The organism is Aeromonas sp. 84A (genome assembly GCF_051919345.1).
Classification (GTDB): Bacteria; Pseudomonadota; Gammaproteobacteria; order Enterobacterales; family Aeromonadaceae; genus Aeromonas; species Aeromonas veronii.
The window spans coordinates 1,020,721-1,042,931 of sequence record NZ_JBQBEW010000001.1 but is presented as its reverse complement, the minus strand read 5'-3'; the positions used below and the strand labels follow the sequence as shown (position 1 = coordinate 1,042,931).

Annotated in this window: 17 protein-coding genes and 1 pseudogene; 15 read left to right on the top strand and 3 right to left on the bottom strand. The window is 52.7% G+C overall.

What is annotated here, in order from left to right:
* Positions 1–491 precede the first annotated feature (491 nt).
* The 9 genes from ACTG20_RS04945 (at position 492) to ACTG20_RS04905 (ending at position 14,039) form a co-directional block, all read left to right on the top strand.
* Positions 492–4,451 carry a DEAD/DEAH box helicase gene (locus ACTG20_RS04945; protein ID WP_194494981.1) on the top strand — a complete coding sequence of 1,320 codons (3,960 nt, stop codon included), beginning with the start codon at positions 492–494 and terminating at the stop codon, positions 4,449–4,451.
* Positions 4,448–6,850, top strand: a complete 2,403-nt coding sequence (locus ACTG20_RS04940) for a PIN domain-containing protein (protein ID WP_194494983.1) — start codon at positions 4,448–4,450, stop codon at positions 6,848–6,850. The genes ACTG20_RS04945 and ACTG20_RS04940 overlap by 4 nt, the downstream gene beginning before the upstream one ends.
* A gap of 4 nt (positions 6,851–6,854) precedes the next feature.
* On the top strand, positions 6,855–8,000 hold the full coding sequence (locus ACTG20_RS04935; protein WP_194494985.1) for a hypothetical protein: 1,146 nt from the start codon (positions 6,855–6,857) through the stop codon (positions 7,998–8,000).
* Entirely contained in the window at positions 7,997–9,859 is a 1,863-nt protein-coding gene (locus ACTG20_RS04930) for an AAA family ATPase (RefSeq protein WP_194494987.1), read from the top strand. The genes ACTG20_RS04935 and ACTG20_RS04930 overlap by 4 nt, the downstream gene beginning before the upstream one ends.
* Before the next feature lie 4 nt (positions 9,860–9,863).
* The gene (locus ACTG20_RS04925) at positions 9,864–10,448 is read left to right on the top strand and encodes a 4Fe-4S single cluster domain-containing protein (protein ID WP_194494988.1); all 585 of its coding nucleotides are present in this window, start codon (positions 9,864–9,866) and stop codon (positions 10,446–10,448) included.
* 426 nt (positions 10,449–10,874) lie between these two features.
* Positions 10,875–11,450 carry a conjugative transfer protein MobI(A/C) gene (gene mobI / locus ACTG20_RS04920; RefSeq protein ID WP_194494990.1) on the top strand — a complete coding sequence of 192 codons (576 nt, stop codon included), beginning with the start codon at positions 10,875–10,877 and terminating at the stop codon, positions 11,448–11,450.
* Positions 11,451–12,110: 660 nt separating this feature from the next.
* Complete coding sequence (locus ACTG20_RS04915) at positions 12,111–12,320, top strand: hypothetical protein (protein ID WP_439987493.1); 210 nt, start codon at positions 12,111–12,113, stop codon at positions 12,318–12,320.
* A 44-nt stretch (positions 12,321–12,364) separates the two neighbouring features.
* Entirely contained in the window at positions 12,365–13,282 is a 918-nt protein-coding gene (locus ACTG20_RS04910; RefSeq protein ID WP_194494992.1) for an IS5 family transposase, read from the top strand.
* Between the two features lie 82 nt (positions 13,283–13,364).
* Entirely contained in the window at positions 13,365–14,039 is a 675-nt protein-coding gene (locus ACTG20_RS04905) for a hypothetical protein (RefSeq protein WP_194494993.1), read from the top strand.
* 314 nt (positions 14,040–14,353) lie between these two features.
* Here ACTG20_RS04905 and ACTG20_RS04900 read toward each other — a convergent pair.
* Positions 14,354–14,869, bottom strand: a pseudogene (locus tag ACTG20_RS04900) (IS30 family transposase); the annotation flags it as partial.
* A 299-nt stretch (positions 14,870–15,168) separates the two neighbouring features.
* On the opposite strand from ACTG20_RS04900, the gene ACTG20_RS04895 reads away from it, so the two are divergent.
* The 6 genes from ACTG20_RS04895 (at position 15,169) to ACTG20_RS04870 (ending at position 19,098) form a co-directional block, all read left to right on the top strand.
* On the top strand, positions 15,169–15,357 hold the full coding sequence (locus ACTG20_RS04895; protein WP_194494995.1) for a helix-turn-helix transcriptional regulator: 189 nt from the start codon (positions 15,169–15,171) through the stop codon (positions 15,355–15,357).
* Positions 15,358–15,369: 12 nt separating this feature from the next.
* Positions 15,370–17,052, top strand: a complete 1,683-nt coding sequence (locus ACTG20_RS04890) for a DUF927 domain-containing protein (protein WP_194494997.1) — start codon at positions 15,370–15,372, stop codon at positions 17,050–17,052.
* Positions 17,053–17,102: 50 nt separating this feature from the next.
* A complete protein-coding gene (locus ACTG20_RS04885; protein WP_045523228.1) occupies positions 17,103–17,366 on the top strand; it encodes a pyocin activator PrtN family protein in 264 nt (87 codons plus the stop codon).
* 587 nt (positions 17,367–17,953) lie between these two features.
* A complete protein-coding gene (gene zur, locus ACTG20_RS04880) occupies positions 17,954–18,412 on the top strand; it encodes a zinc uptake transcriptional repressor Zur (protein WP_005335805.1) in 459 nt (152 codons plus the stop codon).
* Complete coding sequence (locus ACTG20_RS04875; RefSeq protein WP_005335807.1) at positions 18,402–18,863, top strand: chemotaxis protein CheX; 462 nt, start codon at positions 18,402–18,404, stop codon at positions 18,861–18,863. The genes zur and ACTG20_RS04875 overlap by 11 nt, the downstream gene beginning before the upstream one ends.
* 4 nt (positions 18,864–18,867) lie before the next feature.
* Positions 18,868–19,098 (top strand): hypothetical protein, encoded by a 231-nt coding sequence (locus ACTG20_RS04870; RefSeq protein ID WP_194494999.1) that lies wholly within the window; start codon positions 18,868–18,870, stop codon positions 19,096–19,098.
* Between the two features lie 73 nt (positions 19,099–19,171).
* Here the strand turns inward: ACTG20_RS04870 and brnQ (ACTG20_RS04865) are convergent, their stop codons facing one another.
* Positions 19,172–20,449 (bottom strand): branched-chain amino acid transport system II carrier protein, encoded by a 1,278-nt coding sequence (brnQ, locus tag ACTG20_RS04865; RefSeq protein ID WP_234915289.1) that lies wholly within the window; start codon positions 20,447–20,449, stop codon positions 19,172–19,174.
* Between the two features lie 448 nt (positions 20,450–20,897).
* Entirely contained in the window at positions 20,898–22,202 is a 1,305-nt protein-coding gene (gene brnQ, locus ACTG20_RS04860) for a branched-chain amino acid transport system II carrier protein (RefSeq protein ID WP_005335813.1), read from the bottom strand.
* Positions 22,203–22,211 lie beyond the last annotated feature (9 nt).

The following is a 22,211-nucleotide window of genomic DNA, read 5'->3' as shown; positions in this document are numbered from 1 at the left end:
TAATACTTATTTTTAATTATATATTACGCTCATTGTTGTGTTAATCCCTCCCTTATTAGTAGAAGTGATAGACCTTCGCCGAGTACTGCTTGGGTGTGCCACCCAACACATATCGGGTTACTTGTCTCGGCAGGACGAGGGCGTGAGCTATTGAAATGTTAATTTCACCAAATTTAACCACTGTCCTTCCGAGTTGCAAGGTTATTTGTTGCGCAAACTTTGTACAGCGGCATGCTGGGCATGCGATGTCAAATTTGCCAAGAATTGGCCGAGCAACCTATCTCGCGATGAAAGCTAAAAAAATATACTTATGCTCTCGCCCTGAGTGTTGTTTTGTGCGGTGAGGCAGAGTAATGCAATGCAAAAACCGCTCTAATTGTTCTTATATATTTTTCTCTGATTAGGCTTATCGAAAATTCACAACGTTGCCGTTCTGTTATGTGAGCTGTTGCCCTTAAAATTAACATGCAATAACTAAAGGATTTTTTGCAATGAATTTGTATGTTTCGCTTGATCTGAATAATAAAGTAATGAGTCGGGCAATTACCGATCTTCAGCGCCGTTTTCAGGCATTCAAAAACTGGTGCAACGGCCGCGACGGGGCAGAAGTACTGTTTGGGTTGCTTTTCCCAAACAACATGCCGATCAGTGGCTATGTTTCCAATCGACAGAGGGACAAGCAGAATCCACGATACTCACAGATGGCGATTCGAGTTAACGCCGCTGGGCGGGATTGGCCGTTTCGGGAGGGATGCACTTTCATTGCACTAGGAAGCTGGCTTACCGAACATCATTCACCAATCTTCCAAGTTAAGAGTTTCATCGAGGCTGCGGATCTTCCTGCACGATCGTTCGAACGTGAATTTACAGCGTTTGTTGTGCATGACAACGTGCAATCCGCGCCAGGCCAGCAGCGTATTCAGCGCGTCAATAATTTACTCACACCGCAACTGATGCTCGACCTGCCGCCAATCACGCAGCAAACCGAAAAGCAGTTGACCGAGTGGAGTGAATTTCTTCAGTGGAAAGAAAGCCTCATTCGCCACAAGGCGCGCGGTTTGCGCTATGTCAGCCGTGAATGGCGTGACGAGCAGTTGGTTTTTTCCTTGATCGGACAGAGCGCACAGGCTTTACAAAAAGAGCGTAAGGCCTTGGGGCGGGATGATCTTGTGGCGTTTCAGGTGGGGCAATCCAAAGATCCCTGGGTGTTCGGATTGCCTGAAAGGGAGGAGCGTCGCCTTCCTCGACTGGGGCAGGCTGGCAAACTCTCGGAGCCCGCACCGTTGCCGAAAGATAGCAAATTACCCAAGGACGAAAACTTGTCGGAATGCCCTTGGCCTGCGCCCGTGCTTGCCGAGCTGATTGTCTCGCTGACTGAAGATGACGCGAACGATCTTGCTAATGCCGAGGAACCAGAAGTTGTGCGCGAGCGCATTCTGAATCAAATTCCGGAATCCGGCTTTCTGTCTATTTCAACCGCAGGAGATATGAGCCTGATCAAACGGCATCAACAGGCGCTGCGGCAGTTGCAGGAACAAGGTGGTTATGCGCCATACCTGACTGATTATCTGTTCGAAGCTGCTCAGGTTTCCGTGCCACAGCGTTTGGAGCCAGTGGCGCAGTGGGCTAACGACAAGCTCAACCCAACCCAGAAAGAAGCCGTAGTCAAAATTCTTTCTGCGCCGGATTTGTGTTTGGTTCAAGGACCGCCGGGCACGGGCAAGACCACAGTGATTGCGGAGGCCATTGTCCAACTGGCTCGGCGCGGGCAGCGGGTGTTGCTGGCATCGCAGGCGCATACCGCCGTAGACAACGCACTGGACAGGCTGAGCCATGACGGCTCCTTGCGCGTAGTGCGTTTGGCACGGAACGAACGCAAAGTGACCGAAGATGGCGCTGCCTTCGCGGGGCAGGCATCCTTGCAGCGTTATTATAAGGCTTTGGCAGCACAAACAGAAGATCGCCTCGCAGTGTGGAAGCGTATTGACGAAGACTTGCGCCTCTTGCGGGAGTGGCATGACCGCGCAGATTTTGTGTTGCACGACGAGAAAGAGTTGAACGCCAAACGCGGGCAACTTGAAATGGATTTGGAATCAGCTCGGAGTCAGACAACGCAGGCACAGCAGGTGTATGACGCTGCTTGCGCGATGCTGGATGAAGACAAGGCCAAGCGTCTGCGCCTGCAAAGTGTTCAGCTCTTCCTGCGCGGTGAAGCAGATGCTCTGCACGGCGACCTGCGGGACGTAGAGATGCCAGTCAGAAAGTTGGCGCAAGGCCTTGCCTCTTGCGAGGCGGCAGGCTTGCTTGTGAAATTTTCTATGGATGATTGGCTGGCTCACGCAGGCAGTCGGGGTGGGATGCTAGCGCATATGCTGGCCCAGTGGCGGCGTTTCACGAATGTGCGAGAAGCCATTGCTGCGGATATTCGCCGCCTGCGTGAAGCAGCGGACGGCCCCATTCAGGATGCAAACACCCGGCTACGCATTGAATCGCTCCGAAATGAGGTTAACGCCTTAATGGAGCAGATGGAGAAGGACGACGCTTACGTAGGAGCTTGGAGAGCTAAGCGCAATGAGCTTAAAGAGTTGGAGCAGGCTGGCGTTGGCTTGGAGCTCAGCCGTTATGACGGCCTATTTCGCCAAGCTTCTGAATGGTGTGCCCCGATCAAAAGCGCTATCCAACTGGCTAATGACATAGATGCGAGCCTGCGTGCGCTGGAGAGTATGCGGCCGCTCATCGAACAGGCCACGGAAAACCTAAACCAATCCTTGCGGACACAACTGGCGCAGCCCGTGCCTGAAGCGCCGAACAATGGCCTTGTGCAAACCGCGAGGAACCAAGAGCGCAGCGCCCAAAGCAAGCTGGACAACTGGGAAGAACAGCGTGGGCAGCATGAGCAGAAGGTTAAGTCCCTGTTGCAGGATGATGCCATCACGCAAGGCAACCGCTTGCCGACAGAACCTGCCGCAACTTTGTCACAGCGCATCGGAAGCGTTGACCAAGTCATCAAGGCCTTGGAGCAACGCCAAGCCAACCAGCAACATGAGCGCATGACATGGGGGCCGTTACTGGAAGATTGGATGCGCGATTTGAGTCGCAACAACGCCGCAGCAGAAGACTGGCAACATCTGGGCCCAGATTTTCTGGCGAGCTGCAATGTGGTGGCCATTACTTGCAACGAAAATGAGCGCACGCTGGACGATGCTGGGCAGACGAGTTTTGATGTCGCCATCATTGATGAAGTGAGCAAGGCTACCCCGCTGGAATTGTTGATGCCTTTGATGCGCGCGCGCCGCGCCGTGCTGGTGGGCGACCACCGCCAACTGCCACCGTTATTTCAGGAAGGCGACGAAGCCCGTAGTTTCATGGATGAAGTTGAAGAAAACGACGCGGCCAACGCTGAGGAAAACAGCACAGGTCACCCTGCCGAAGCACTGACTTTGCTGACCAGCGACAACCTACGCCGCTTCGAGAAAATGGTCACAGCCTCGTTGTTCAAGTCGCATTTCGAGATGGCGGACCCTGCAATCCGAGCACTGCTCAGTGTGCAGTTCCGCATGCACCCGCAAATCATGGCGATGGTAAACCACTTTTACGAAGGCCAGTTGGAATGCGGCCTCCTTCGACCTGACGATGATCCAAACCCTAAGCTTCGTCGTGTTCATGGACTGACACTGAAGAGTGTGGATGGTGCCTCGCCCTTGCTCACTCCGGGCGACCATGCACTGTGGGTGGACACAACCTACAACCTGAAAAATCAGATTCACCGTGAAGATATGGACGGTAACCAGCCTCGGCGCACCAATCGCCTGGAGGCGGAGTTGATTGCAGAAACGCTAGAGCAAATTGAGCAGCAATCTGCTGCACTGGGCTACTCGCGGACAAACAAATGCAAAGTCGGCGTGGTGTCTTTTTATGCCAACCAATGCCGAGAAATTCGCGCAGCCATCCGCCGCCGTAGACCCAAAGCGTCAAACGGGCGATTTGATTGCCTGGATGTGGAAGTCAATACCGTGATTCGCTATCAGGGCAAGGAAAAGTCGATCGTGTTGGTCAGCATGGTGCGCCATGATGGATACGACCCCTTGCGTTCAGGCAATCAGCCCCGACGTCGTTCCAGCAAGGCCAATGTTGCTCGGTTTGAATTTATAAATGTGGCATTTTCGCGGGCACAGGACCTGCTGATCGTCTTCGGCGCGAAAAGCATGTATGCATCCTATGAGGTGGATTTGCCGCGAATGGATAGAGCAGGCAGCGTGAAGCGAACAGTTTACAAGGACATTCTTGATCAACTGGAACGCGATGCACGGCTGGTTCCGGCAAGGCAGTTGATGTCACCCGACATGCTGCCTCAGCAGCCACAACAGCAGCGTGGCAAGTTTAATGCTCCACCCAATCGGACGACTTCGACCAAGGGCGGCAACTACGGTAATCGCGGAGGTCGTGTATGAAGCTAGCCGAAATATCCGTGCCCTTGCCCTTGTATCGAATGGAATCCGATGTGACTTTTCACACCGAACGCAAACCCACTGTGTTCGAGCGGATGGTGTTGCGACTGTGTGATCCCGGACTCCATTTGCCTGACAAGCAGAATTTGTCTTTACTGACGATTTTCCGTGATCAACTGGGCGCAGGAGATGTGCGTGAACTGCTAGAAGGCTGCGTATCTGAGCTTTCTGCTTTGGGTGCTCTGCCCACACGTTACGCTATGGATGCGCTTGAGGCACCTCTAACTGAGCTTGAATTGACTACCAATGGCTTGCAGTTTTTGCGCAGCAACAGCCTACCGGTGCGCTCGCGTACGGTTAAGGTCTGGCACCGCTATGACCCCATCAGCGACGAGATTAAACCCACACAAAATGATGGAGCGCGTCTCAGTCAAAGTGATTTCAGTCGCGCCAATATCGCTGATCAGGTTTTAAAGCCACACAATCCGCTGCCGCTGGTGGAGCGCGCCATTGCACAGGAAACGTATGACTGGAAAAACCCCGCGACGGTTATAGACCGCATCGCTCCCCAGGTTTCTCTAACGGGTTGGGCAGATCGCCGACTCGAGATCTCATGTACTGAGGATGGTGCACTGTCCGCGAGCGCACCGCGGGATGTCGCGTTGCAGCGCTGGCTGGAGCAAGCCCAACCCGACCTGGTATGGAAAATTCTGCTTGCTGGTGCACTAACAAGCGAGCCAGATTCTTTGCTACCCATCATTGACTCTTCTGTTTTACGAGATGCCCGCACTGCCCGCCCTATTGCCACAACAAAAGGAGGGGCAGCAAGAGCGAGGTTGTGCATCGTTGCGCAAGGGGTTGCGGCAGCGGATGCAACAACACCCACTATCGTTTTATCTTCTGCAGTGAACGCACCCAAACTGGTTGCCAATGGCAATCAACCGACCGCGTTCACAGTGCTTATGCCCGCCCCGACAGGAATGATGACGGGATTTCGTAACTTGTCTCTACCGCAGGTCCACGGAGCGGGTGCTCAAGTAGAAGTGGCCGGTAACCTCCATCTCTATTGGGCCGGACAGCCGCGCTCGTGCGGCCTGGCAGTTACTTTGAACGACCAGGCTGCAACCGCGCTTTGGGCCAAGCTGCGCAGAGATTTGGAGAGCACTTGCGAGCGTTCCGATGACCCACGCATTGCCTTCATGTCCGTAGCATGGCGAGAGGTCGATGCACTCGGCGATACGGTGTGGCCGTGGCTTGCCATGCGTGCTGACCAGCCACTGGGCGATCTGATGGCATTGGTCGAACCCACGACACAAGCAATTGAATTGTGGCGGCCCGATAAGAAAGTCTGGAAATCTGCTTGGGAAGATTCTCTGTCGAAAGCTATTGATGAGTCGTTGAGATATACGCCCAATCAGCTTGATCCTGAAGATGTTGTTTCTCTATTAATCCAGATAGATCAGGTCTTATCTGCAGACAAGGCGGTGCCTCTGCAAGCTGCGCTGCTGCGCCATGCGGCCCCCATTCGCGCCTTGGAATCGTTGGCAAAGTTGCGCTCTGCCTTGTCTTCCACCACTGAAATTCCTGAAGAATTGCTCTCCTTCGAATTACGACAAGTGTGGCTGCAATCCGCATTGGAGCGCAAAGAGTTGAGGCTGTATGGCCCACACGCCATACAGCAACCAATGCAAGTTATTGAGAAAGCCGTCCAGGCTATTTACCGAAGTATTGGCGAGCAAGCGTTGACAGCAGCGGGGAATAACCAAATGGATGTGCGTACCTTGACCCCAGGTGCATTAGATGCCGTGCACGCTTGGCGCAAAGCAGCTGAGCATTTCCACGCTTTAAATACGTCATCGCCCCTCTGGGATGCGTTGAATAAAGCAGTGGAAAGCTGGAATCTTCTGGCGCAGGACAACCTAGCTCCACTTGAGCTCGATCGCCGCATTGTAGTGTTCGATACCAGCGCTCTGATGGAAAATCCTGAGCTTTTGCAGGCTCTTCGCTCCGACGATATTCCAGTGGTGCCGCATCGGGTTCTGAGCGAATTAGATGGTTTGAAGACTAGTGAAGATGATACTCGCACGGTCAAGGCGCGCGCAGCCATTCGCCAGTTGGATGCGACATCGTCCCGCATCCACTATGAAACAGAATACACGGCCTTGCTACCCGCGGAGTGGGATGCCAAGCAACCCGACCACGCCATTCTTTCAACTGCGTTGTACTTCTGGCTGAATGAAGTTTTGTTTGTAAGTAATGACATCAACCTACGCAACAAGGCGCAGTCCCTTGGCCTGAAAACACAAGATTCAAAGACATATGCGCCTTCGCGTCTTGTACCCACTGCTGCGCCAAGCATACATTCACGGAAGCAGGATAAAAGAAAAAATAAAAGGAAATGAAACTATGAGTCGAGCAGACGAATATCGCTATCAAATTCAACGGCAACGCAAACAAGAGCTTGATAGACAGCGTGTGCGAGAGACAACGCGTCCTTTCCTTGAGCGTTATCGCAGCGTATTGAATGATGTCGCGAGCCAAGGGCTGGACAATGTAATTCCTGCGGAGTTTCATGAGCTCAGCGCTGAGCTTCGGCGCATGGATGCTCTGCTGGAGTCTGACCCGTTTGCTGCCAGAGATATGAGCCGCTCTCTGGGAGCTCGGATCCACGGATTACCACGCTTTGCGCGTGAGCAGCACCGATTCCGCCAGGAGGCAGAGCTAGCCACTGCTGAGGCATTCCGCAAAGCACAGCAAGCCGAGGTCGAACGACAGCTACAGCTGAGGGCAGAACTTGAAGCTACATGGCGTGAGGGTTTGAGTGGCTGGAGCACACCTGTCGCACTCAACGCCGCGTTTACCGAGCTGCAGCAACTACGGGAGCGACTACTTGGCAATGCTGCCAACAACATGACATCGGCGCAAATTTCAACTACCTTGCGCGAAGTTCGGCAGCGATATGAAGCGGACGCTGAGCACCAATTGCAAGAGTTGAAAAATCGTGTACAGCGCGAGGCAGTGGCCGACGTACTGACGCTGCAAAGAGAGCAATTGGAACAGGAAGCCAATAAGGACGGTGGTGAACGCGCCGCCAAGCTGCGCGAGGCATTGGCCCATGCAATAGGACTGGCTCCAGCACAGCAGGCTGAAGCTTTGAACCAACTGGTGCAAGAACAAGATGAAGCTGCCGTAGATGAAAGCCAGCGCCGTGAAGTGGTGCGGGCGGTGTATTATTCACTACAACAAGCTGGTTTTGTTGTAGATAGGCCAGAGCATCTTGTATCGGAAAAGGGAGACCAAGTGCTGATTCGCGCCCGTCGCCCTGCTGGTGCGCAAGCAGATTTTCGCGTTAACCTGAGCGGACATCTCAGCTACGAATTTCATCAATACAAAGGCAAAACGTGCGAGAAAGATGTCGTCCCCGTCATGGCAACGCTGCAAGATGCTTACGGGATTAGTCTGAGCGACAAGCGCGTGATTTGGGTCAATCCCGATGATCAGGATCAGGATGCTCGCCCTTACCCAGATGCGACACAGGAGAGAAGCAAATGAATTCAGCTTTATTGCCGTGGCAGGAAGACTTTCGCCGCGAATGCGGCATACGGCGCGGATTGATATTGCACGGTAATACGGGTGATTTGACATCCGATCCCGAAGCGCTAGGGCAATGGACACAGTTGCCTACCTCGTTGATGAGCCTGCTGCGTCAGCGTGGGTATCAGCATGTAGTTTTCTGGAACCGCGTCAATGGGGTCAGTGGTGTTGATGCGAGGACTTGGGGGGAATTGCAAAGCTCAGTTACACCGCCCGCCGCAAGAGAAGGTACATCTCAGGGGAATTCCTATGACATGGGTGATTTGCCGCCTACACCGGTGGCGAGCCCAGCATCCAACGGCATCACAGCCAGCGCTGATGACTTACTTGCTGTCGCTGCGCAATGGCTCCGGCAACCGCGCGTCGAAAAACCTGTCGCTTTCGTGCTGGACTGGACTCAATATTTATTTGGCAGCGTCAATTCGTTGAGTGAGAACGAGCGCGGATGGCTGCTGCGTCTGGGACAGGCGACTCGTGATGCAGCTGTGGTTCTCAATGCTGAAAACATTAGCCAACCTCAATCACTACTGGTGTTGCTGTGCGGGGGCTTGAATGTGCTGCCGCCATCAATCTACCTGAATAACCCCTTGTTCAGGGAGATCGCAATTCCTTTGCCGGCAAGGCAGATTCGCGAGTCTGCCGTATTGGGTTTAAAAGAAGTGTTTCGACTGCAGCCCACATTACAGCAAGGCGGACGAGAGTTGGCTGACTTCGTGGATGGTTTGGAAGGCCTGAGTATCCGCGATATTTATAATCTCGCACGACTTTCACGGCAGGAGACTGAAGTCTCAAGTGCCTTGTCTCTGCTCAACCTATATCGCCATGGCCGCAGGCACAGTCCCTGGGAGCAACTGGATCACCAAAAACTTCAGACGATTGTCGAAACCCTGGGGCGGCGGGTCAAAGGTCAAGGTGAAGCCATTGAGTCAGTCCGTCGCATTCTTGTACGGGCTTTCACAGGGCTTTCGGGACTTCAACACTCGTACAGGCAAAGAACTCCCAAGGGCGTTCTGTTTTTTGTTGGACCTACAGGGGTCGGCAAAACTGAACTGGCGAAGTCCATTGCCGAATTTCTCTTCGGCGACGAAGAAGCCTGCCTTCGCTTTGACATGTCCGAGTTTAATCACGAGCATGCTGACCAGCGGTTGGTAGGCGCCCCGCCAGGCTATGTGGGCTACGAAGCTGGCGGGCAGTTGACCAATGCGGTCAAGCAAAAACCATTTTCCCTGCTGCTGTTTGATGAGATTGAGAAAGCGCACCCGCGCATTCTCGATAAGTTTTTGCAAATTCTAGAAGACGGGCGTTTGACGGATGGCAAAGGCGAAACGGTGTTGTTTTCGGATACCGTCATCGTATTCACATCGAATATTGGCGCAGCCGAAGTGAGCCATGAAAGCCAGGATGTGCGAAATGAGTTCATCCAAAAGGTGCGACAGCATTTCATCCACGGATTAAAGCGCCCTGAATTGCTAGGGCGTATTGGCGAAGCCAATATCATTCCATTCAACTTCATGCGTGATGATGGCTTCTTGATTGATATCGCCCGCGCCAAGTTAGAGCCATTGCGCAAAGGGCTGAAGGATAAATGGGGTGTTTCGGATTTGAGGCTGGTTAAGGAGGCCGAGATACTGAACTTGCTGGTTAGAGATGTGGATCGCGGGACGGGAGGACGCGGCGTCCCCAACGCACTGACCAATAAACTGATTGACCCATTGGCCGATTTTCTATTTGCACGAATGGCGGCCTCTGATCAGATCCGAGGCAAGGTAATTGAAGTTCATATTGCAGGTGGCAAACTGTTATTCGTGCTGGAGTGAATTCATGCATTGGCTGAACGTGGCATCTCGTCTACCTTGCACCGAAGCCGAAGGGCCGGGGCGAAGAGCTGCATTGTGGGTGCAAGGCTGCAACAAGCGTTGCCGTGGCTGCTGCAACCCAGGGTATCTGCAACTGGTTGAGCGTGAACTTGTTTCGACTTCATCGGTTCTCGATTGGCTGGCAAATGCGCATCATGTGCATGATCTGGAAGGGGTGACTTTTCTCGGTGGCGAGCCCATGTTGCAAGCACAAGGATTGGCTGTTGTTGCGCAAGGAGCACAGTCGCTGGGGCTGTCAGTGATGGTATTTAGTGGATATACGAAAACTGAGCTTGATGCTATGCAGTTACCTGGGGTTGATCAACTGCTTCGCTACACGGATGTGTTGGTAGATGGTCCGTATGAGGCGAGTTTGCCGGAGATCAGTCGCCGTTGGGTTGGCTCCACAAATCAGCAATTCCATTATTTGACGGAGCGTTATGATGCACAGATCGAGAAAAGAGATGCAGTTGAACGCTTAATTGAAGTTCGTATCAACTCAGATGGAACAGTTTTTGTGAATGGATGGCCAGAAAAAATCAGCATTTAGAGGCTGATGCTGATTAGTGAAGTCGTCATTGGCCGCTGTGTCTGATGTGTAAAAATCCGGAACCAATTGGTTTCGGATTTTTCATGCGTATCGAACAGGCCTCACCTCCATGTCACACTGTTGGATGGTTAGCCTGAGCTGTCCGCTAATGTGGAACCACCAGATTACAGACAGGTCCCACATGGTTTATGGAATGAGCGATTCAAGGTCTCTACACCAAGTAGCAGACCTCGATTGCTCATTATTGATGGGTCCCACATCAGATAAGCTATTGGAAGGGAATTGGAGAGGTCTTTTGGGTTGCCAATAATTACCTTGGGACCTGAAATATCGCTCAAGGTGTCCAAAAAGGGCAGATCCAGAGCGTAGGTTTTTGCAGCCTCTTGTTTAGCATCTGTGTGTCATCACCAAGAAAGAGGAGGAAGCATGACACAACAGAACATTTCTCGCATGGTAGAGGCATGGCGAACAATCAGCCGCAGACAGGCGACTCAAGCTGATCGGGATAACGCCACCCGTATGGCACTACAGCAGTGCGGGGAGTACCTCATCGCCATCCACGACATGGCGGAGATTGAGCAGAGGCGCTACGAGTTTTTAGCAAATCGACTCTGCGACCATTTTTGGCAACACAATCGCGCACACAGAACCAAGCAGACACCTGGTTATCCGGGCCATTTCGGTTGCAGGGCACGAGTTCGTCAATTCAAGCTGGAATGCCACTGGTACTACAACCAATTCATTGAACAGCCAAAAGGATCGGGGAAACACAAGGTTCTTAGCCATTACCTGCCGCGCAATGGTCAGTTTTCGTATTACAAAGCGACATTTACACCTGCACATGACTGGGAAAAACCAGTCATTTTGGCCACAGAGGAAGGCTTTGCCCTGATACGCCAACTCAATGATCAGTTGATGCAGTTGCGTCGGCTTTCTCGCAGCAGCCAACGTCTACTAGGCACACTGATCCAGCACCTCGATGAGATGGGCGTTCTGTCATGACTCGGCTCTCAGCGCAAACGAATTACAAAAACGGCCGCTGTTCCTGAAGGTAGTTCCCGTACAGCCTCAGGGAGGGATTAATGAGCTATCGGCTACGATGGTCTCGGAATGCACCCTGGGGCTATCTATATGAAAAATAATATAAAGCTAGTCAACTGGCGGCCCCTAACACTGAGTTAGGAGGACGAGCGCGTTTTTGTAAAACCCTGCAATTGAACTTTGTTCTGAAAAGACAAAGTCACATAAAAATCAATAACTTATTGATCAACCTGACCGAGTGATGCATAGTTTTCCATACCATTGGGAGGGCGTTTTATGAACAGCATCGTAATTTTGGTCACTCTATTCCTTTTCCTTCTAGGCGTTGCGGTAGCTGCTGCATATCTCTACAGAGAGAAGCTTAAAATTTCACAGGTGAAAGATGCGGATCGAAAAAACCAGTAGAACATTCAAATCAAAGCTCCTATGTAGCTCACTGTGGGCAGCTACAACACCCTAGGCTGGTCATTAATGTTGCAACCCAGCTTAGGCGTTCTATCCAGCAACATTAAAAATGTTCACTATGTACATATATTCAATAATTTCAATTAGATATATTCATGGCGTTGCTTTTTATAGGATTCATGGCACCCTAGATGCAGCTCCACACGAGACACGTAAATGATGAAAAAACTAACCACCATAATCGTTGCAACCGGGCTGGGGTTGGCCTCTGGTTGTGCCATGACACCAAATCGCTACCAGTACAAGGCAGACCACAGTCGCGCCTACAACATCGCCGAGGCTGGTGGTTTGATTACTGGCATTAAGGATACTGCTGTGCCACGGCGTTGTTGCCCAAATCGATGCAGCTTGAATGGAACTTTCTGAGGGCTCGGTGATCTGATCATCACCATCCCCTTCAAGTCTGCATCATGGGCACGTCGCTTCATCCCATCACCAACTGGCCTCAATACAACAAGTCTTTGATTAATCGTGGTTCACTCACTTTCTGGGTTGATGCCGAGGCCATGAGCAACTGGTTTCACCATGACCATCATGGGCGTCGGGGCCGCGGCCAGCTTTACACTGACCAGACCATCGCAACCTTCCTGATGCTCAAGGGGATGTTTAACCTCACTTTGCGGGCCACTCAGGGACTACTCGATTCCCTGTTCGAGTTGATGAATGTGCCGTTATGCGCACCGGACTATAGCTGTGTCAGCAAGCGAGCACGCTCGGTGACGGTTGCTTATCGACAGCCCCCAAAGGGGCGCATCACCGACCTGGTTATCGATTCAACCGGGCTGAAGGTGTTTGGCGAAGGCGAGTGGAAGGTCAGAAAGCACGGCGCCGAGAAGCGGCGAGTTTGGCGCAAGTTGCATCTGGCGGTAGACCCGGTGACCCACGATATCGTGGCGGCGGAAGTGTCGTTGGAAAATGTCCATGACGCCGAGGTGTTGCCCACCTTACTCAACCCTCTGCGGCGCAAGCTGGGATGTGTTTATGCGGATGGCGCGTATGACAGCAAAGCCAGCCATCAGCTTATCTCGTGCAAAGGGGCGACAGCCTGTATCCCGCCTCGCAAGAACGCGGGGTTATGGAAAAAGGGACATCCAAGAAATGAGGCTGTGCTGGTAATGCGCAAGGAAGGGCTGGCGAACTGGAAGAAGATATCGGGGTATCACCGTCGCTCGCTGGCCGAGACGGCAATGTATCGGTTCAAGCAGTTGCTGGCGGGGAAAATCAGTCTGCGGAATTATAACGGCCAAGTAGGAGAAGTGATGGCGTATGTGAGCGCGATAAACAAACTGAACAGCCTTGGTCTGCCCGTCAGACAGCCCCGAGTGTAGCGGTCCCTTGGGGCTGGGGAAGTCATGACTTGCTGGCTGATTTGGGCAACAACGCCCTGTGCCACGTGACCAGTTGGAACGCATGACAGATACCAAAACCTTTGGTGCAGCTTATGTTATGTCCGGCTATATCGCTCCCAGTGTGGGAGGCCTATCAAACTGGCAAGGTGGCGTAGTCAACATGGCTAATTGGGCGTTTGGCCCCAAGCAGCATGGCGCCCGGAATAGCTTGATAGCCTGGATGCCTGTAAATGAGGCTGCATCGTCAGCCGATGCTCAGACCAAATTGATTTCACATATGAAGCTTTCTATCGAGTCATCTCTGACCGAACTGGGTGTAAAATTCGACCTGTTGTACGATAAAGATGGCAATCTGACATATCATTTTTACAGGAACGAGTGGGATTGCCCGACTTGGAGCAACGGTAAAAGCAAGGTCTCGGATATGTGCTCTATTAAGGTACGAATCGCAGAGCCGAATCAAGACAAGGCACCAGCCTTTATTACTGAAGCTCAAGGGGATGCTTATGCATTCACTTCCGGCCATGACACGGATTTTAATTTTATTAATGTTACGAATGGAGAGGCTAGCCATGCACCAGAACAAGCCGTATACAGCAAGATCAGTGAGAAGCTACCAGTGTGGGCCTTCCTGTACCTAGCACCTCAACAAGTCAAAATAAATAATAGCGAAAAAATCGTATTTCCCTACCTGCTTGAACAAGGGAAACCAGAGCTCTTTGTCTACCCATTCTGATAAAACATCGCACCACTGGCCGCCTCCATGCGGTTTTTGTTCATTTTCAAATGCTGTAGCACTAAATAAATATGCTCTCTCTTTAGGCTGCAGCTATGACGGCGCAGATAATTTCATATGTGAAACTTTTTAGCTCTGAGGGAGAATGTTGCCGACTCAACTAATGAACATTACCCTATGCCGTCACTCATTAATGATTAAATCATAACCTTCTTAAGGTTGCATTTTATGAAATCGCGATAATATGGATATGAAATATTAATGGAGGTCACTGTGAAAGATTTAATTGGCGGATTCAACTCCGAAGTGCAACGCTAAGCCGCCTTTCTTAGCTCTGCAAACACCACAGATGGCTGCCTGTATCCCAAGCACTTTCGTGGCCTGCTGTTCAGGGCCCCTTGGTAGCTCAGTAACTCCTCTTCTGACACCTCTCTAAGGTCAGCTCCCTTCGGGATATACTGTCGCAGAAGCCCGTTTGCGTTCTCATTTAACCCCCTTTCATGTGAAGAGTAGGGGTGGGCAAAGTACATTTCAGCGTCCAACGCCTTCGCGACTTCCTTGTGCTCACTGAACTCCAGTCCGTTATCGAAGGTTATCGTGTGGCACACATCCTTGTAGTCACTGAGCAGAGAGATGATGGCTTCGCTGACCTCCCGAGCCTCTTTCGAGAACACCTTTTTCGTCAGATAAAGCCGGGTCTTTCGCTCCGCCAGTGTCACGATGGCACCGGTACCCTGCTTGCCCAGCACCAAGTCTGCTTCCCAGTCTCCCAGGCGCTCACGTGTATCAACAATCGCTGGGCGTAGCTCTATCGATACGGCATCAGGGATACGGTAATCCCCCCATTTTTAAGGGCAGTCAAAAGTAAAGGTCTCTGGGTTACGGGCCAAGATGACGTAAAAAATTTCACATGTGAAATTTCCGTCAGATTAGCGTATCAAAAAATAATACGGTAATAGCCAAGAAATGGTGGAATAGCCTACATCAAGCAAAATTGTATCGTAAGCCTCTGTTTTTATAATGAAAATTATTTTTTAACTTTGCCCAAAAAAGGCACTTCCAGCGACGATGTTTTCTGAAAACAACATGCAGAATGCTCCTGCCAACACATGAAAAATCAGGAGGATGTATGGCTGAAACACCGAAAGAAAAATTGATAACAATCGCCGAAGTGGTCGAGCTGACGGCTCTTTCGCCATCAACAATACGACGTCTAGTGAAATCTGGAAACATACCAGCCCCCATCAGGCTAGGCCCCACCGGACGTTCAATCAGATTCAGGCTATCTGATATTCAGCTGTATCTGAAGAACATTTGACAGGAGGTGCTTATGGAATTTCGATTACTGCCGGATGCACTGGAATGCAGGGAATCCGAACGCTGGGTCAAGCTCGGGGGTTATATCAACGTGCTGGCTCGAACCCGCTCTTCAGATCAGAGGCGCAGCTACGGCATTTTACTGGAGTGGAAGAACCTGGACGGTGTTCAGTTGCAAGATATTGTCCTCATTCGGAATCTCCAGGGTGATAACAGCAGGCAGGTTCGGGAAATGCTGCTCGACTCAGGCTATCCATTGGAGCTAAATCCTCACGCTTGGCCACGTATCCAGCGTTATCTACTCGATGAGATCCAACGTGCAGAACCTGCGATCTGTGTTGAACGAACCGGGTGGCATCAAGAAGGTTTTGTCACTCCTGGCTGGAGCGCCCACAGAGATCGCACAAAGTTGTATCTGCTCCGCAAGGGGATGGATATGGAACTGCGGTCATCTGGCACGCTGGAGCAGTGGCAGGAAGAGATTGGCGAGGTCTGCATTGGTAATCCGCTGCTGATTTTTTGCTGTGGAGCCGCTCTGAGTGCACCTCTGCTCAGCAACTCAGGTGTCGAAAACACGATTTTCCACATATATGGTGATTCAGGGTCAGGCAAATCTACGGCCTTGAAGGTCGCAACGTCAGTGCTAGGTGATGAATCGATCATGAGAACATGGTTGAGTACTGCGAATGGTCTGGCTGCGGCCGCAGCACTTCACCACGATGTCCCTCTCTTTCTGGATGAATTATCTCAAGCAAGGGCCGAGGATGTGGATACTGCCGTCTACTCCATATGCAACGGTCGACCCAAGCTGAGAGCCAACGAAACTGGCCAGCTGGCCATAGGCGAACCTTGGCGAACCATTGCCTTATCCAACGGAGAGGTGACACTGGAGGAGCATATGGCGCAACTGGGTAAAGTACCGCTGGCTGGACAGCTGAGCCGGGTGGTTGAAATACCCGCTGTTGGTCAACACGGCGTGTTTGATGCGCTCCATGGTCACAATGGGCCAGATTTGCTGGCAGATGAATTGCAGCGACGCTGCAAGCGTTACTATGGATCCCTGTTTCCGGCATGGATAAATCGACTAGCTGGCTACGATGAAGCTGAACTCGCGCGCAAGGTTTTGCAGCACTACTCGTATCGCTGTGCACTCATGAAGGAGAATGCCGAGACTCTCTTGGGCTACCATATTAGCCCCCAGGTGATGCGGGTAATTCGTCGGTTTGCCCTAGTTGAGGCCGCATTGGTCATGGCTAACCAGTTCAATCTCCTGCCGTGGCTCGACCACCACTCTGCGAATGCTGTTGAGCACTGTTTTAATCTATGGCTAAAAAACCGCGGTCATGGTCTGGACACTGAGGATTACCGGCTGTTCTGTATGTTGAAAGCAGCCATACAGGGCTGGGGGCCGTATATAAGACCCCTGGAGGGCCGACTGAGCTCTAGTGTTGGTTACAGTCGAACGTATCAAGGGGAGTCGCAATGGTTAGTCAAAACTGACGTGCTGAAACAAGCGCTGAATTTACGCCCTCAATACCGCTCACAGATGCTGCGATTAGTAAAAAGAGATTGGTTGCAATTCAATGAGTTAGATAGATTGACTCTCAAAGTCGTACAGGAGAAAAAATCGGCCCGCTATTTTGCCATCTGGCCAGAACGTATCAAGAGAGGCCTGACCGAGCTAGAGGTGGATTAATGGATTTCCCGGTTTTCCCAGTTCCACCGACTCTGTTGTGAGGTGACAGCATGCAAACCGTTTTTATGCTCTTGGCGCAATACGAGAAACCTGTCGTGCCGCTTAAAGACATTTGTAGTGACTATTTTGGTCTGTCATATCAAACCGCCAGACAACGGGCAAATGCCGGGATGTTACCCATCCCGACGTTCAGAACCAGCCAAAAGAGCGATTATCTGGTGCACCTGACTGACCTGGCCAGCTATATAGATCAGCAGAGAGAGAAAGAAGTGCGCAGGCTAACTGCGATCACGAAGATGGAGGCTCGAAGATAATCTTCTGGAAGGGCAAGCCCGCGAATCGCGGGCTTTTTTCATTTTTGGTCTTTGTCAGTGGTCTGGCTCAGGTGGTATAGGTACCCTGCCAGCACAGCAAACAGAACAAGGAACGTACACAGGCAGAACAGTATGGCGATGCTGTTACTCATGCTCCCTCCTCATCATTCGCTCTTAAAGTCTGGAGTGAGTATAATCAAAAGGTCACCGACATCAACATAAGCTATTGATGATGTTGAGTTTTGTATCTAACGAACAAAGTTGTTGGGACATATTCGCAGAGTAGACAAGAAGAGCTGAAAGGCGTGAGAAAACCCCTGATTAAAGCCGTTTTAGCAGCCACCTGCCCCATATCTGCCCCATGAAAATTGAAGGCCGCGCCTGATAAGGGCTAGAGAAAAAATCTCACCAATCCAGCATGGGGGCGATGGAAAAACGCTGCGCCTGCATAAAAATCATCCGGGTTGGCTAAAGAAAGGGGAGGATTTTATCACAACGTGAAGCAGCCCCAGAAAATGAATTTTGTCGCCGCGCCATGCGAGGCCCTGTGATAGTATCCGGCTAATAGAAAGGGTATCTGCGCGATCATGAATCAAGACCAACTTTTACAACGAGCCGAGCGACTCTGTATACAGCGAGGGATCCGCTTCACCCCGACCCGACGTCAGGTATTTCGCCTGCTGGCGGCACACGGCAACGCCATCAGCGCCTATGATTTGTTGGCCCAGCTGCAACAAACCGAAGCCAATGCCAAGCCGCCAACCGTCTATCGTGCACTCGATTTTTTGCTCGAACAGGGCTTTGCTCACAAGGTGGAATCTCTCAACGCGTTTATCTTCTGCTGCCACTTCGATCACGCTCACCCGATGCAGTTGTTGATCTGCGACGAGTGCGGGGATGTGGTCGAGCTTCACGATACGGCGATCGATAGCGCGTTTTCCGAGCAGGCCCACTTGCATGGTTTTACTATTACCAATAAGACGATAGAGGCACATGGCCAATGTGCCCGTTGTACGCCCACTGTAGGAAGTCATCATGAAGGCTGATTTTGTAAATCCGTTCCTGCTATCCCTGCTCAATGTGCTCTCGACCATGGCACAGCTGGAACTCAAACCGGGCAAACCGAAACGCAAGATGGATGAGCTGGCGCGCGGCGACGTCTCCGGCCTGATCGGCATGGTCGGCCCGCAGACCCGTGGCTCCCTCTCCATCAGCTTCGAGAAGGGGCTGGCGCTGGAGATCATGCGCCGCATGCTGGGGGAAGCGCCCGCCAACATCAACGAAGAGGTGACCGACATGGTCGGTGAAATCACCAACATGGTGACCGGCGGTGCAAAGCGGATGCTGGGCGAGAAGGGCTACGAGTTTGACATGGCGACCCCCATCATCGTCTCCGGCCCCAACCACACCATTACCCACCGTGCCGATGGCACCAAGATCATGATGCCGTTCGAATCGGATTTCGGTCGCGCCACTATCGAAATCTGCTTCGAGTAACCCTATGTGGAAAGCATTGAAATGGATTTTCATCTGCTGGGCCCTGCTGTTGATCCTGTCGGACATTCAGATCAGCACCTCCCTCTACAAGTACGAAGATAACCGGGTGCTCATCAACTTCCCGCGCTGGGAATCCAAGCAGCCTTGGGGCACCTTCGAGTGGCATGCCGGACGGGTAGAAACCCACTGGTATGGTCTGGAGGGAAAACCCAAGCCAAAAGGCCCGCAAATCTGATCCTGTAACTGCTACAGCAGAAACAGAAGAGGCCAGCAGATGCTGGCCTCTTTGCTATCTCGTTGTTTCTGAATCAAGCCGCTTCGGCCGCCAGCTTACCGCTTGGTCGCATCAAGATGCCGACGATGCAGGCCAACAGAGTCGGCAGCAGCCAGGCAAGTCCCTTGTCGAACAGCGGCAGGAAGGCAAAGCCGTCCATCGCCATCCCGGCAGCCCCCAGCCCATCGAGGCAACCAAACAGAAAGGCGACCGTCAGCACACCGCGAAACACCAGCCGTGGCTGGGCAAACCATCCCTTGAGGAAGGTCACCAGCACCAGCGCGATGGCAACCGGATAGATGGCCACCAGCACCGGGATGGAGAGGCCGATCAATTCGCTCAACCCCACATTGGCCACCAGTGCACAGAGCGCCCCCAGTAGGATCACCCAGTTGCGATAGGCCCAACCTGTCAGGCCATGGAAGTAGTCGGCACCGGCACAAAGCAGGCCGACCGCACTGGTAAAACAGGCCAGGGTGATGATGGCAGCCAGAATAAACTGACCCGGTTGGCCAAACAGGCTCAGGACGTAGGCATTGACGATGGCGCCGCCATTACTGATATCGCTTGCGACCCCACCGGCGCTGTTGCCCAGCTGAAAGAGCGAGACATACACCGCCGACAGCCCGACCGCCGAGATCAAGCCTGCAATGGTCAGATATTTGAACTGGCTGCGATAATCCGCGATCCCCTTCTGGCGCAGCAACCCGATGATCAGGGCGCCAAACATCAGGGAGGCAAGGGTGTCCATGGTGTTGTACCCCTCCAGCATTCCTTTGGTCAGGGCTGCATCTATGTACTCACCGCTGGCATCAGGCATGGTGCCCTGCGGCGTCATAAAGACCCCGACCGCCAGAATAAGCAGCATCGCCATCAGGGCTGGGGTCAGATACTTGCCGACAGCATCGAGCAGCTTGCCCCGATCGAGCGCCACCAGGATCACCAGCGCAAAGAAACTCAGGGTGTAGATCAGCAGCCCCGCATGACCGGCATCGCCGAGCCAGGGCTTGAGCCCCATCTCGTAGGCGACCAGACCGGTGCGGGGAATGGCAAAAGCAGGCCCCATGATGATATAGATGGCGATGGCCAGTGCCGTCGCCGCCCCGGCGGGCAGATAGCGGGTCATTCCGGTCCAGCCACTCGCGCCGCCCCCCGAACTCCCCTTGGCCACCGCAATCAGGGTGATCAGCGGCAAGCCCACTGCCGTTAGCAAAAAGCCGCACATGGCGGCCTGCAGATGCTCACCGGCCATAAAACCGGCCAGCGGCGGAAAAATGATATTGCCAGCCCCCAGATAGAAGGCAAACGTCATAAACCCCAATCCGAATACGTCGGACAACTTCAATGATTTCGTCAAACTCAACCTCATCTGCCTTATCAGCTTGTTATTGATTGCACCCACTGCCTGGCAGATAACCGGTAACAATACCTCTCGCCCCCACACGGCCCGCGGACCGGATGAGGCGTACCACCTTTAGCATAAAGAAGAGGAGTTCGATCTCAATCACCAATTAATATCTTGAAACAATTTACTGCTGCGGAATTAATCACCGAACAACTCGGCGCTCCATAAAGAGGTGTCACACGTAGGTATGGGAGGCAAGAAGAGGGGAACGGGTTATAGCGGCAAGATACGGCTGCTCAGATGCTATCTGCATACGGTGACAATTACGGCCGCAAAGCGAGGTGAGAAGCGAGGCTCATAGAAAACAAAAGAGCCTGCACGGGGCAGGCTCTTGGCAATATCACATCGGGTGTGATCAGGCCGCTTCGGCAGCCATCTCGGTCGGACGCACCATCACGCCAACTACGCAGGCCAGCAGGGTCGGCATCAGCCAAGCGAGGCCCTTGTCGAACAGCGGCAGGAAGGCAAACGCATCCATCTTCATACCGGCAGCACCCAGACCATCCAGGCACCCGAACAGGAAGGCAACCATCAACACGCCACGGAACACCAGACGGGGACGGCCGAAATAACCCTTCAGGAAGGTGACCAGTACCAGCGCCACGGCAACGGGATAGATGGCAACCAGCACCGGAATGGAGAGGCTGATCAACTGGCTCAGACCCACGTTGGCCACCACGGCACAGATAACGCCCAGCAACACCACCAGCTTCTTGTAAGCCATGCCGGTCAGATTGTGGAAGAAATCGGAACAGGCAGAGATCAGGCCCACGGCAGTGGTGAAGCAAGCCAGAGTGATGATGGCCGCCAGAATGAACTGACCCGGCTGACCAAACAGGCTCAGTACGTAAGCGTTGACGATGGCGCCACCGTTGCTGACATCGGTCGCTACACCGGCGGCAGTGTTACCCAGCTGGAACAGGGAGACGTACACCACGCTCAGACCAACGGCAGAGATAAGGCCGGCAATGGCCAGATACTTGAACTGGCTCTTGTAATCGTTGATGCCTTTCTGGCGCAGCAGATCGACGATCAGAGCGCCAAACATCAGGGACGCCAGGGTGTCCATAGTGTTGTAGCCTTCCAGGATCCCTTTCACAAACGGGCTGTTCTGATAGTCACCGGACGCATCCGGCATGGAGCCTTGCGGTGCTACGAATACCCCGATAGCCAGAGTCAGCAGCAGCAGCATCAGTACCGGAGTCAGGTATTTGCCGATGGCGTCCATCAGCTTGCCCTGGTTCATGGAGACCAGAATGGCCACACCAAAGAAGATCACGGTATAGGCCGCCAGACCCGCTTGCCCCATGTCACCGATGAACGGCTTGAGGCCCATCTCGTAGGCAACCAGACCGGTACGGGGCGCGGCAAAGGCCGGGCCTATGATGATATAGATGGCAACGGCCAGCGCAGTCGCAACACCGGCAGGCAGCAGCTTGGTCATGCCAGCCCAGCCGTTACCGGCTTTCGCCACGGCCAGAATGGTCACCAGAGGCAGGCCCACGGCAGTGACCAGGAAGCCAAACATCGCCAGGGAGAGGTGCTCACCAGCCATGTAACCGGCCAACGGCGGGAAAATGATGTTACCGGCGCCCAGGTAGAAGGCGAAGGTCATAAACCCTAATCCGAGTACATCGGACAATGTGAGTGATTTCGTCAAGTTCAACCT

Bases quoted from the DNA above. Each gene is read 5' to 3' on its own strand.
- mobI (WP_194494990.1), top strand. From the start codon at position 10,875: ATGACACAACAGAACATTTCTCGCATGGTAGAGGCATGGCGAACAATC.
- ACTG20_RS04910 (WP_194494992.1), top strand. From the start codon at position 12,365: ATGGGCACGTCGCTTCATCCCATCACCAACTGGCCTCAATACAACAAG.
- ACTG20_RS04875 (WP_005335807.1), top strand. From the start codon at position 18,402: ATGAAGGCTGATTTTGTAAATCCGTTCCTGCTATCCCTGCTCAATGTG.
- ACTG20_RS04945 (WP_194494981.1), top strand. From the start codon at position 492: ATGAATTTGTATGTTTCGCTTGATCTGAATAATAAAGTAATGAGTCGG.
- ACTG20_RS04870 (WP_194494999.1), top strand. From the start codon at position 18,868: ATGTGGAAAGCATTGAAATGGATTTTCATCTGCTGGGCCCTGCTGTTG.
- ACTG20_RS04885 (WP_045523228.1), top strand. From the start codon at position 17,103: ATGCAAACCGTTTTTATGCTCTTGGCGCAATACGAGAAACCTGTCGTG.
- ACTG20_RS04895 (WP_194494995.1), top strand. From the start codon at position 15,169: ATGGCTGAAACACCGAAAGAAAAATTGATAACAATCGCCGAAGTGGTC.
- brnQ (WP_234915289.1), bottom strand. From the start codon at position 20,449: ATGACGTTTGCCTTCTATCTGGGGGCTGGCAATATCATTTTTCCGCCG.
- ACTG20_RS04940 (WP_194494983.1), top strand. From the start codon at position 4,448: ATGAAGCTAGCCGAAATATCCGTGCCCTTGCCCTTGTATCGAATGGAA.
- ACTG20_RS04935 (WP_194494985.1), top strand. From the start codon at position 6,855: ATGAGTCGAGCAGACGAATATCGCTATCAAATTCAACGGCAACGCAAA.
- ACTG20_RS04930 (WP_194494987.1), top strand. From the start codon at position 7,997: ATGAATTCAGCTTTATTGCCGTGGCAGGAAGACTTTCGCCGCGAATGC.
- ACTG20_RS04915 (WP_439987493.1), top strand. From the start codon at position 12,111: ATGATGAAAAAACTAACCACCATAATCGTTGCAACCGGGCTGGGGTTG.
- ACTG20_RS04890 (WP_194494997.1), top strand. From the start codon at position 15,370: ATGGAATTTCGATTACTGCCGGATGCACTGGAATGCAGGGAATCCGAA.
- ACTG20_RS04925 (WP_194494988.1), top strand. From the start codon at position 9,864: ATGCATTGGCTGAACGTGGCATCTCGTCTACCTTGCACCGAAGCCGAA.
- zur (WP_005335805.1), top strand. From the start codon at position 17,954: ATGAATCAAGACCAACTTTTACAACGAGCCGAGCGACTCTGTATACAG.
- ACTG20_RS04905 (WP_194494993.1), top strand. From the start codon at position 13,365: ATGACAGATACCAAAACCTTTGGTGCAGCTTATGTTATGTCCGGCTAT.